This window comes from Bacteroides sp. K03, assembly GCF_019734355.1.
GTDB lineage: Bacteria > Bacteroidota > Bacteroidia > Bacteroidales > Bacteroidaceae > Bacteroides > Bacteroides nordii.
This window is the reverse complement of the sequence record NZ_JAASHC010000003.1, coordinates 81085-94044: the sequence shown is the minus strand read 5'-3', so window position 1 is coordinate 94044 and position 12960 is coordinate 81085. Positions and strand designations below refer to the sequence as shown.

Genomic DNA, 12960 nt, shown 5'->3' with positions numbered 1-12960 from the left:
TATTTCCGTTTTGGGACATTAGTAAAAAGAGAAATCCGTAGAAACGAGATTGAAGAGGCACTGTATTAGTTATGTGAAAATTACGACTTTTATTTTAGTGGATTATGATTAAAATAATCACTATCTAAGATAATATTAGAGATTCTTTGCATATTTTCTTCTCTTTTTCTTTGAAATGGTGTATTTAGAAAAGAATCTGGAATGAGAATGCTATTTCCTACTCCCCTCCATTTACTGTCTATCCCCATTAAATCAAGTATAGTTGGAAAAACATCACATTGTTTTATGGGGTGATGTTGATCCTTTTTTATTTCTTTGGGAGAATTGATGATATATAAAGGGATTAAAGACGGAATTTGCAAATTATTAGCATTAAGTAAAAAATCATGAGCTTGATGGTCGCTGACTATTATAATCAAACTATTATCATATAATCCGGATACTTTTAGGGAATGGAAATATTCTCCTAAACAAACATCCATATAATGGACATTAGAAAGATAATTTTTTAATTCGTTAGAATAGTTGTTAGGGTAATTAATAGAGTACTCTTTTATAGAATGCGAATAGGGTGAGTGGGTAGAAGAAGTTAATATTACAGACATGAATCTCTGATTGTTTGTTGAGTCTGTCATTGCTGCATATTGAAATAATTGTTGATCTGTCAACCACCCATTAACCTGTTCCTGGTTGGGGTAACTATTTCTTGCGAACAGTGATTTTATTTCAAATTTCAGGCACACTTTGTTCTGTTGCCACATTGTTGAAGATGTAGGAATTATCATTTTAGTTTTCAACCCTTTTTCTTTAAATAAAGAAGGCAGTGATATAAAAGTATTATTCAGATAATCATTAATTGTGATACCTTGCTTTTTGGGGAGTAGTCCAGTTAAATATATAAGCTGTCCATCAATTGATTCTCCTGCTTGAATTTGTGGCATCATGTTATCATTATAGTATGCTCCCTCTTTTACTAACTTATTTAAGTTTGGGGTAATCTCAATATTATCAACTGTTAGGTTAGTAGCGTATGAGAGTAGTGATTCGACAATAATTAATATAAAATTTTGATGAATATGCTCTTTTTCCATATTAATAGTTTCTCCTGTGATATAGGGCTCTAAAACCTTTAATTCCTTTACAGAATAGCTTTTATTGTGATGTCTTTTCCACTCTACTATATAACTATGTACTATTCCAAATTGAAAAGTACTTTGAACTGGATTATAATTATAGGGAGTTATGTATTTCCATGACAAATCTTTCCAACGCATAGCTGATATTCCTATTAAAATCGAAATCAGGAAAATTCCTATTCCTCCTAATATAGTTGCCTGACGAATACGAGAGGTATTAAGACTTGATTTTATTTGTTTTTTATAATATAAATAAAACAGTATTCCAGTAATGAGGGATGATGGAATAATTGAATCTCGTAATTCTATGACATTTGTTATATTTGCTGATAAACCATTCAAATTACCGAATTCTGTATATAATGATAAAGGTATGTAGGATGAAAAATATCTACTATACCAGATATTTGCCAAAGATATTATATTTATAAAAATGAGCAATATAAAATATAAGTAGAATCTTTTTTTTATTATTATAAAGGGAATAATAAACAATATACAACAGTCGATAATTGTAAAACAAAAATTTTCTATGTATGGAAAAGTTCCTAGATCATTTCTATCTGTAAATACGTTGTAATGCATGTATAACAGATTTAAACAACACAATATCACGATAAGGTATTGGAAAATTACTTGTTTGTTTGTTTGGCTTTTCATCTCTTGTATATTTATATTGGTAACCACAATGAGCTACTGTCAATAAATGATTTATTTTAGGTTACAAATGTATTAATTTTCCAATAAATCTGGTGAATATTCCTTTAATTTGTTTTTAGTTTATTATGATATAAGTTGTCTGAATTTCTGCATTTCGGTAATTTAAATAAATAGTTTCTCAAAAGTAGAATCCCAAATTCACATAGAATCCTACCTTCTTACTTTGATTTGAGTATCCCAGCGAAGCTTCCAGCGGTCCGAACATGCTATCTATTCCGTAACCTAAACTGAATCCGTAGATACATTTATCTTCCAGAATATCGAAGAAGTTGTCGTTGGTCAGAGCTATGTTTCCCGTCAGGCTAACATAATGCTTACTCCATAAGCGTTGACGTAGTTTTAAACCGCCGACTACTACGGAGTTCTTCATTATTTCGATATTATCAATTCCGGCAAAAGGCAGTTGTTGTGAAATGAACCGTCCGAAGTAGTTGCCACCCAATGCGTTGGTATACGGGTAGGGGATATCTCTACCTATAAGTACCCTTCCATATATAGCGGGAAGCAAGGCAAAACGGTTGGTTAATTGGAAGGCTTCCACCCACGAAGCGTTGAGGGCTGAAAATGGAGCATGTCCTTTGTACTTCGCCATGTTGTCCGTATAAAGAGAATATCCGGCTTTAAAATCTGCCCCTTCGTTGGGGAAGTATCCTTTATTGAATGTATTATAATGCACCTGCGCAAAGTAGTTGAAGAAATGTTCCGGTTTTATCTTCAGATTATATTCCGGGCTGGTATATAAGAAATCTTTGTATTTGAAATATTCAAACCGTGCTCCTACAGCAAAACGCAGGTTCTTATACCATACGTCTGAGAAACTGAATTCCCCTGAATGATACTTATAAGTGGTATTATAAGCACGGTCGCCATGATTGTAGATATTGATATCATTATATTCAAAGAGATAACCGAAGTTGAAGTTTCTCATCTGCATCGGTTCCAGGGTATAATCTACCCGGGCAGCATAACGCTTCCCCAAACGTCCGGTTACAGATACTTTAGACGGGATGTGTGTCTTTAAGTTTAGAGTCGCATTCAGCAGCATAGAAGCAATTTCTTCAGAGTCGAAACGAATGCCTAAGTTGATTTTCCGTTCATACTTTTCTTCCAGCAGAAAGTCCAGCTTGTCTCCTTCCGGTGTACTGGTAAGTTTATAGCTGACATTGGAATATGCCTGGCTTCCCCGTAATACGGAAAGTGCTTTTTCCAATTGGGCTACACTGATTTCGCTGTCTTCTTTCAATTTGCATTTCCGCATCATCCATTTCTTATCCGCATCTTCGATACCGGAGAAATTGATCTCTTTTACAAAGAACTTTCTGGAAGAAGATAAGGAAGTGTAAGGCCCATGAGGAACAGGTTTATAATCAGCCGGGATACCTATTTCCTTTTTTAGTTTCAACAGCTCGCTCCATTTCTTCTGTGCTGCTTCTTGACCTCGGTTGGTGAGCGTATCCAGTGCATTGGGAGTAAAGCTGGCAGCAGAATATCCTTTTACATTTACTTTTATATAAACATCTGTAGCTACTACGTTTTGTTCATAATTTTTTTGTGTAGTAAGATCGATAATCTGCAACAAAATATCAGGTGCCGTATTAAGTTCATTTGCTGTTCGCAGCTTATCCTGTACATCTACTCCGATGATTACTTCGGCTCCCATTGCTTTGGCTATATTTACCGGATAGTTATTTTTCATACCACCGTCTACTAATACCATACTATCTATTCGCACAGGAGTAAATACGCCAGGAATAGCCATGCTTGCACGCATAGCTGTGGCAAGTACACCACTATGGAATACTATTTCGTCGCCATTCACAACGTTTTCCGAAACACAAGCGAAAGGGATTGGCATTTTATTAAAATCAATAGAGTCATGATATCCCACAGTGAGGTCAGAGAAGAGGTTAGCAAGGTTTTGTCCTTTGATAACTCCTCCCGAGGCTTGCTCTTTGAAACCCTTTCCGGTTAGAGGGAGAGAGAGTACATACGTTTCCGACTTTTCCCGTTCGGACATAGTCTGTTGGCTTCGTTTGATCCGGTCACTGAGGAGGAAAGTCCAGTCTTGCTTTTTCACCATGCTGTCAAGTTGCTCCGGTGTGTAGCCGATAGAATATAAACCTCCGATAATAGATCCCATACTGGTACCTACAATATAATCGATGGGGATACCTGCTTCTTCGATCACTTTCAATGCTCCAATGTGTGCAACACCTTTTGCACCACCACCGCTTAGCACCACGCCTACCTTTTTGCGTTGCTGTGCCGAAGTAGGTAAAGCCAAAAAAAGACACGTCAGGAGAACTAATGTTAAAGATAAATGTTTTTTCATTAAGATGGTTTTATTACGTGTAACATATAAAATACAAATGTACGTGATAAATTGTTTTGCTTTAGGCAGATTTCTCTACTTTTGTGGCCCAAAAGTCGGAATTGTGGATAAATTCTACAGTTTGCAGTAAAATTCCACAGATGCCCAATAACTGTATATACAGTATAAACAGCTTGTTTATAGCAGATAAATGAAGTTTTTGCCGTTTTGGTACGCAACTTGTACGACAAGAGACTAAGAACAAACATAAGTTAAATTAACTAATTCAACCGATTATGAGATTATTTCTCTCAAAGAAAGAATTGAAACTAAAGAAAAAGAGAACCATTGCTACTGTTGTTTGCATTGTTCTGATATTAGGTATTTACTGGGTATTAACACGTCCGCATAAGGCTGAACCGGAAATACCTACAGTGATAGTAGAGGCTGCAGCAAAAGATGATGTAGAGATTTATGGTGAGTATGTAGGTCGTATTCGTGCCCAGCAATTTGTTGAAGTGCGTGCCCGTGTAGAAGGTTATCTGGAACAGATGCTTTTCGCAGAGGGTACCTATGTGAATAAAAACCAGGTACTTTTTGTTATTAATCAGGAGCAGTATCGGGCAAAAGCAGATAAAGCACGTGCACAGCTGAAAAAAGATGAGGCGCAGGCCCTGAAGGCTCAGCGTGACTTTGAACGTATCAAACCGCTTTATGCTCAGAATGCTGCCAGCCAACTGGATCTTGATAATGCCGAAGCTGCCTATGAAAGTGCAATGGCTACGGTTGCCATGAGTGAAGCCGATCTGGCGCAGGCAGAGATGGAGCTGGGATATACGTTGGTTCGCTCTCCACTTTCGGGGCATATCAGTGAACGAAACGTCGACCTCGGGACATTGGTTGGGCCGGGTGCGAAGTCTTTGCTGGCTACCATCGTAAAGAGTGATACAGTGCTGGTGGATTTTAATATGACTGCACTGGATTATCTGAAAAGTAAAGAACGGAATATTAATATCGGGCAGCAGGATTCCAGTCGTTCCTGGCAGCCCAACATTTCTATTACATTGGCTGATAATACGGTCTATCCATACAAAGGTTACGTGGATTTTGCCGAACCACAAGTGGACCCTCAGACGGGGACGTTCTCTGTCCGGGCCGAGATGCCCAATCCGAAGCAGGTATTACTACCCGGACAGTTCACAAAAGTGAAGCTATTGCTCGATGTCAGGGAAGGTGCTGTTGTGGTGCCTCTCAAAGCTGTAACAATTGAGAAAGGTGGTGCTTATATCTACGTGATGCGTAAAGACTCAACAGTAGAGAAGCGTTTCATAGAATTAGGACCTGAGTTTGGCAACAAGGTAGTTGTGGAACGCGGACTTGCACAGGGAGAAATGATTGTTGTTGAAGGATTCCACAAACTCAATCCGGGAATGAAAGTCCGGGTAGTAGAAGCCGATAAGGCCGAAGAAGTGGATAACGCTATAAAGGAGTAAATAATGAAAGTCAGTTTTTTTATAGATCGTCCGGTTTTCTCGGCGGTCATATCCATTGTAATTATAATAATCGGAGTCATAGGGTTGACTATGCTTCCGGTGGATCAGTATCCGCAGATAACTCCACCGGTGGTTAAAATCAGTGCATCCTATCCGGGAGCCAGTGCGTTGACTGTTTCGCAGGCGGTGGCTACTCCGATTGAACAAGAGATTAACGGTACTCCCGGTATGCTTTACATGGAGTCCAACAGTTCCAACTCCGGAGGCTTTTCGGCTACAGTCACTTTTGATGTATCTGCTGATCCTGATTTGGCTGCCGTTGAGATTCAGAACCGTGTGAAACTTGCCGAATCCCGTTTGCCTGCCGAAGTAATTCAAAATGGTATTTCCGTAGAGAAGCAGGCACCAAGTCAGTTGATGACACTCTGTCTGACTTCTTCGGATCCGAAGTTTGACGAAATCTATTTGAGTAACTTTGCTACGATCAACGTGCTCGACGTGCTTCGTCGTATTCCGGGTGTGGGACGTGTATCGAACATTGGTAGCCGGTATTATGCTATGCAGATATGGGCAGAACCCGATAAACTGGCAAACTTCGGTTTGACCGTGCAGGACTTGCAGAATGCTCTGAAGGATCAGAACCGTGAGTCGGCTGCCGGGGTACTTGGGCAGCAACCGGTGAAAGGGCTCGATGTTACTATCCCTATTACTACACAGGGACGTCTTTCCACAGTAAGTCAGTTTGAAGACATTGTGGTGCGTGCCAATGCAAACGGATCTATTATCCGTCTGAAAGATGTGGCACGTGTGTCACTTGAGGCTTCTTCTTACAATACGGAGAGTGGTATCAACGGAGAGAATGCTGCCGTACTTGGCATTTATATGCTGCCTGGTGCTAACGCCATCGAAGTGGCCGACAACGTGAAGCAGGCCATGGAAGAAATCAGCAGAAACTTTCCTGAGGGGTTGAGCTACGAAATCCCGTTTGATATGACTACCTACATTTCGGAGTCTATTCATGAAGTGTACAAAACATTGTTTGAAGCACTTGTACTGGTGGTATTAGTGGTATTTCTCTCTTTGCAGAGCTGGCGTGCCACATTGATTCCAATTGTGGCAGTACCTATCTCGTTGATTGGTACGTTCGGATTTATGTTGATCTTTGGCTTCTCACTGAATATCCTTACATTGTTAGGGTTGATTCTCGCCATTGGTATCGTGGTAGATGATGCTATCGTGGTGGTGGAGAGCGTAGAACATATCATGGAGACAGAAAAATTGAGTGCCTACGAGGCCACAAAGAAGGCAATGGAGGGACTGACGAGTGCTCTGATTGCAACTTCACTGGTGCTCTGCGCCGTATTTGTTCCTGTTAGTTTCCTTAGTGGCATTACCGGGCAGCTTTACCGTCAGTTTACCATTACCATTGCTGTGTCTGTACTGATATCTACAGTAGTGGCTCTGACGCTGAGTCCTGTCATGTGTTCTTTGATTCTGAAACCGGACAATGGCAAAAAGAAGAACATCGTATTTCGTAAAATTAATGAGTGGCTGAATATTGGTAATAATAAATATGTAGCAGTTATCACTCGTGTCATCAAGCATCCGCGTCGTGTACTAAGTGCTTTCGGCATGGTATTGATAGCGATTCTTTTATTACATCGTATCATTCCCACCAGCTTCCTTCCGGTAGAAGACCAGGGGTATTTTAAGATAGAGCTTGAACTGCCCGAAGGTTCTACGCTGGAACGTACACGTAAAGTGACCGAGCGCGCTATCTCTTTCCTTGATAAGAATCCGTACATTGCATATGTACAGAATGTGACCGGAAGCAGCCCTCGTGTAGGTAGCAACCAGGCACGTAGTGAGTTGACTGTTATCCTGAAACCGTGGGAGGAACGTAAAGAAACCACTATAAACAAAATCATGGCCGAGGTACAGAAACACCTCAAAGAGTATCCCGAGTGTAAAGTGTATCTCTCTACACCGCCGGTTATCCCGGGGCTGGGTAGTTCGGGAGGTTTTGAGATGCAGCTGGAAGCCCGTGGAGAGGCAACCTTTGATAATCTGGTTCAGGCGGCGGATACATTGATGTACTATGCTTCAAAAAGTAAAGAACTTGCCGGCTTGTCCTCTTCGTTACAGTCAGAGATACCACAATTGTATTTCGATGTAGACCGTGATAAGGTGAAGATGCTGGGTGTTCCGCTGGCGGATGTGTTTTCTACCATGAAGGCCTATACAGGTTCTGTATATGTAAATGACTTCAACATGTTCAACCGTATATATAAGGTGTATATTCAGGCTGAGGCTCCTTATCGGGAACATAAGGATAACATCAACCTCTTCTTTGTTAAAGCATCCAATGGTGCCATGGTACCGCTTACCTCTTTGGGAAATGCTTCGTACACTACGGGACCCGGTAGTATCAAACGTTTTAATATGTTTACTACGGCAGTGATACGAGGAGAAGCTGCACAGGGATATAGCTCCGGACAAGCCATGGAGATTATGGAGCAGATAGCCCGTGATCATTTGCCTGATAATATCGGGCTGGAATGGAGTGGACTTTCCTATCAGGAGAAGAAGGCCGGTGGACAGACAGGGCTGGTGATGGCGTTGGTATTTCTCTTTGTATTCCTGTTTCTGGCTGCACAATATGAAAGCTGGACCTTGCCGATTGCCGTACTGCTATCCTTGCCGATTGCTGCGTTAGGTGCTTACCTGGGGGTATGGATCTGCGGATTGGAGAATGATGTATATTTCCAGATAGGACTGGTAATGTTGGTAGGACTGGCAGCTAAGAATGCTATCCTTATTGTGGAGTTTGCCAAAGTACAGGTGGACGATGGCGAAGATATTGTTACAGCGGCTATCAATGCTGCCCGTCTGCGTTTTCGTCCTATTCTGATGACGTCTCTGGCCTTTGTACTTGGTATGCTCCCGATGGTATTGGCAAGCGGACCGGGTTCTGCCAGCCGGCAGGCTATTGGTACGGGTGTATTCTTCGGAATGATTTTTGCCATTGTTCTGGGCATTATTCTTGTGCCGTTCTTCTTTGTTATGGTGTATAAGATAGTAGGTAGGAGTAAGTAGTTGGTAGTTGGAATCTATGCAGCGTGGGGTGCCTGCAAGGATTCCAACTACTAAATTCCAACTACCAAATTCTAAATACCAAATTCTAAATACTAACTACTAAATTCTAACTACGATATGAAGAGAAGTTTTTTATATATTATTTTATTACTGGCTGTAGTCTCTTTTTCCTCTTGTAAGATTGGAAAGAGTTACACCCGCCCTGACCTTCACTTGCCTGACAGCCTTGCCCGCAATCAGGATACGCTTAGTTTTGGTGATATGGACTGGTGGGAGATTTATACCGATTCTACACTTCGCGGGCTGATATCAAAATCGCTGGAGTATAATAAGGATCTTTTAATTGCTGCTGCCCGCGTAAAAGAGATGGTTGCACAAAAAAGAATCTCAACTGCTGCCCTTCTTCCCGACATAAAAGGAACGGTGACCGGTGAGCGTGAGTTTGAGAATCATGGTGGCGATGCTTTCAAGCGGAGTGATACTTTTGAGGCTCAGGTACTTTTTTCGTGGGAGCTTGACCTTTGGGGAAACCTTCGTTGGGCACGTTCGGCAAGTATTGCCGACTATCTGCAATCCATAGAGGCACAACGTGCTTTGCGTATGACTATTGTAGCCGAAGTGGCACAGGCTTACTATGAACTTGTAGCTCTTGATACGGAGCTTGAGATTGTCCGGCAGACTCTGAAAGCCCGTGAAGAAGGGATGCGTCTGGCACGTATTCGTTTTGAAGGTGGGTTGACATCGGAGACTTCCTATCGCCAGTCTCAGGTGGAGCTTGCCCGTACGGCAACACTTGTGCCCGATCTCGAACGTAAAATCAGTCTCAAAGAGAATGATATTGCCTTTCTTGCCGGAGAGTATCCTAATAAAATAGCTCGTAGTGGCTTGTTGCAGGAATTCAATTTTCCGAATGCGTTGCCTGTTGGCTTACCCTCTGCCTTGCTCGAACGTCGTCCGGATATTCGTCAGGCAGAGCAGAAGCTGATTGCTGCCAATGCCAAAGTGGGTGTAGCGTATACGAATATGTTTCCGCGTATCTCTCTTACGGGTAGGGCAGGAGCCGAAAGTACAGTCCTTTCCGATCTGCTGAAATCTCCTTATGGTATTATGGAAGGTGCTTTGCTAACTCCTATTCTGGGTTGGGGAAAGAATCGTGCAGCGTTGAAAGCTAAGAAGGCTGCCTATGAAGCAGAAGTACACAGCTATGAGAAAACGGTGTTGACGGCATTTAAGGAGACACAAAATGCAATCGTCAACTTCAACAAGATAAAAGAGGTATATGATCTTCGTGCTCATTTGGAACGTTCTTCCAAGAGTTATGTAGACCTGGCGCAACTTCAATATATTAACGGAGTTATCAATTATCTGGATGTACTCGATGCGCAACGTGGCTATTTTGATGCTCAGATAGGCTTGAGTAATGCTATTCGTGATGAGTTAATCGCAGTAGTACAAGTGTATAAAGCTCTTGGCGGAGGTTGGCAAATAAGGGAAGAAGGTAAATAGATTAAGAGGCTGTTTCAGTTTTATTCAAACCTGATCGGAAATGAGTTAAACCCACCACAGAGTAACACAGAGTTTAAATCTTTATTGAAACGCAGATAAACGCATATTTTCGCAAAGGGGAACAAATGTATGATAAAGAACTACAGTCTTTTAATTTGCGTTCATCTGTGTTAATCCGCGTTTCATCAGATAAATACTACTCTGTGGAACTCTGTGTTACTCTTTGGTGAAATACCTTCAATACCATACAGATTTGAATATACTTGCTTAGCTACCATCGCCTGTCGAACCTCTCCGTGCGGGAAGCACTTTTACCGTTTCTCCCTCCTTTGTATCAATCGTGAATCGGCTGCCGCTTATAACTTCTTCGTTTTTCCCATTACGTATGATCCGTACTTCTTTCCCCTTCCAGGGATTATCTATCACACAGGTACGTCCTTTCTCGCTTTTAATCTCCACCATTTCCACTGTTCCGTTCTTCAGGCTACTACTCACGAGGAAAGCACCGTATGCCCGCAGATCTTTGAAAGAAGCGTCCTGTGTCATTATCCAATTAGGGAAAATACGGATCACTCCTTCATAGCTCTGCATCAGCATTTCGTTGATAGTCAATGGCACAGCAGCAAGTGTTTCTATGCCTCCACCTCCCTGGGTTATCCACAGGTTAGGATGAACACTGAAGTTGATACGTCTTTTAAGATGTTGCAGTAACTTTTCCGCGTCATAGCCTACGCGTACTGCACCCGGATAACAGGTTTCTATTCCATTGTTGCTTGTGTTTCCCCAGTCGTTGGGATTCTGTTGCCGATCTGTCCAATGATTGACATCTTCCAGCAGGATAGTATTAAATACAGAGTCGGTTACCGGACCGGCTACTCCTCCTGGCAGGATAAGCCCATGAATAGATACCCGGTTTAACCCCGACGGACGGACTTCCGAATTTTGCGGTCCGCGTTCCATACTTTTCAGGCTCATTCTTCCTTCAGAATTCTTTCCTACAGGATAGTCACTTAGTCTGGTTAGTATTTCATTCCATCTGTATCGTCGTTCTTCATCCGTTTGGAGGAAGATGCTCATGTCCGTTACTCCTTTGAAAAGCATCTTCACTAATCCCAGCGAGAGAGTTGAGTTGAAATCGCCCAGCCTGTTTCGCCATACGCCTTTATTGCGCTTGTTGGGCATCACCTCGTTGAAGTGATCCATTTTTATCACATAACGTCCGTTCTCCATTACCAGATAATCTTCCCAAAAGTCTGCGCAGGCTATAATATAAGGATATACCTTCTTTGCATACGCTTCATCGTAGGTGCTGTAGTGCCTCATCAGCATATTGCCTACACTGAATACTGCATTTATCTTTTGTCCCAGGAACTTATACCCATTGTCAATCGTGTTTTCGCGGGTAGCATATTTTTGCATCATTTCGTCCGGAGTAAGAGGCCACATAGAGGTACAAAGTCCTTTTGGACCGATACCAACCGGATAATAAATGCCTTTGCAGTTCAATAGCTCACGGGCGTGCCGACGTCCCATGTCCATATAATCCAGCAATGGCTGGTCAAAATTCTTTGTGAGGTCGATGTGATTGGAAGAAAATGCTGCCCAATAGGGAGCCTGATAATTATAATTCAAGTGATAGTCACCTCCCCATGCAGCCTCATCGCGTGTAACAAATGTGCCCCAAATGCCGGGAGCAAACTTATCGCCACGTGAAGAGCAAGCCAGCAGATACTGGGACATGTAATAGTAGCGCTCCAATTCTTCGTCACCGATGGTGACAGAGGATTCATTCCAAAAGTTACTCCACCATTGTTGATGTTCTTTCTTTAGTTCTTTTAATAAGGCGGGAGTCAGTTTTCTGGCTTCACTGAGTGCCCGGTCTTTCCATTGGGGTGTGTCGTGATTGGTGTATGCTGTGACGGTTATCCATCTCTTTTCTCCGGGTTGTAACAATATCCTGTCAGAATGGGGGAGGGGACTTCCGGGAGTGTTCATAGCCAGTATTACGTGTGTAGGCCAGCGTAGCAACGGAGTGTTCTCAAATGAACGGCTCACCCAGTGTATATCTTCTTTGCCTTGTGCAGTGACGGAGGTGTTACCCTGGGCCGCCCATAGGTTGAGATTGACTTCAATAGGTTCGTTGGCTGTCAACTCTATGACGACGTGATTGTGTGTTGCTGCTACCCATGCCGATAATTCAACCTGTAAATCTTCTTTGGTGAAGCGACCTTTGATTTCGGCGCTTCCCGGTAGTTGCTCTGCATAGTAGCCGGCTCCTTGCAGACTCTTGGAAGAGATGCTCAGCCCTCCTGGTAGAGCAATACCACCCGGATAAACAGGGTATGCACGCCAGAAATCGTTTTTGCCAATATAAAAACACAGACTATCCGGTGCTCCGCCCATAGTGATACCTATATCTCCGTTTCCTGCCAAGGGAGCATCGGGTGTTTTGATCGTAGGTACTTCCTGCGGGATGGAAGTAAATACAGCTTTGTAGCGGTTCATAGGAGGTTCTTGTTCTGAACGGGCGGGGTTGCTGCACGAAGTCAGACAGAGAACCCCTAACAAAATACCTTTACTAAGGTGACCATACATGTTTTTCATGGTTTCTTTTCCTGATTAAAAATGCATAAATGATGTGTGCAAATGTAGCTCAAATCTTTTGTCCCACTTTGCAGTATTATCTCAATGACTTATA

General features: G+C 42.1%; 6 protein-coding genes. 3 read left to right on the top strand and 3 right to left on the bottom strand.

Translation table 11 applies throughout. The annotated features are described in order from the left end of the window. Nucleotides 1-89: 89 nt before the first annotated feature. Nucleotides 90-1550, bottom strand: a complete 1461-nt coding sequence (locus tag HCG69_RS03025) for an LTA synthase family protein (RefSeq protein ID WP_221648791.1) — start codon at nucleotides 1548-1550, stop codon at nucleotides 90-92. Nucleotides 1551-1974: 424 nt separating this feature from the next. Further along, a complete protein-coding gene (locus tag HCG69_RS03020) occupies nucleotides 1975-4188 on the bottom strand; it encodes a patatin-like phospholipase family protein (RefSeq protein ID WP_221648790.1) in 2214 nt (737 codons plus the stop codon). A 275-nt stretch (nucleotides 4189-4463) separates the two neighbouring features. On the opposite strand from HCG69_RS03020, the gene HCG69_RS03015 reads away from it, so the two are divergent. The 3 genes from HCG69_RS03015 to HCG69_RS03005 all read left to right on the top strand — a co-directional run bounded on the left by HCG69_RS03015 (nucleotide 4464) and on the right by HCG69_RS03005 (nucleotide 10262). After that, nucleotides 4464-5660, top strand: a complete 1197-nt coding sequence (locus HCG69_RS03015) for an efflux RND transporter periplasmic adaptor subunit (protein WP_221648789.1) — start codon at nucleotides 4464-4466, stop codon at nucleotides 5658-5660. A gap of 3 nt (nucleotides 5661-5663) precedes the next feature. Continuing rightward, nucleotides 5664-8756, top strand: a complete 3093-nt coding sequence (locus HCG69_RS03010; protein WP_195570480.1) for an efflux RND transporter permease subunit — start codon at nucleotides 5664-5666, stop codon at nucleotides 8754-8756. 117 nt (nucleotides 8757-8873) lie between these two features. After that, nucleotides 8874-10262, top strand: a complete 1389-nt coding sequence (locus tag HCG69_RS03005; protein WP_221648788.1) for an efflux transporter outer membrane subunit — start codon at nucleotides 8874-8876, stop codon at nucleotides 10260-10262. Between the two features lie 267 nt (nucleotides 10263-10529). On the opposite strand, the gene HCG69_RS03000 is transcribed toward HCG69_RS03005, so the two are convergent. Continuing rightward, nucleotides 10530-12866 (bottom strand): glycoside hydrolase family 95-like protein, encoded by a 2337-nt coding sequence (locus HCG69_RS03000; RefSeq protein ID WP_221648787.1) that lies wholly within the window; start codon nucleotides 12864-12866, stop codon nucleotides 10530-10532. Nucleotides 12867-12960: the final 94 nt, after the last annotated feature.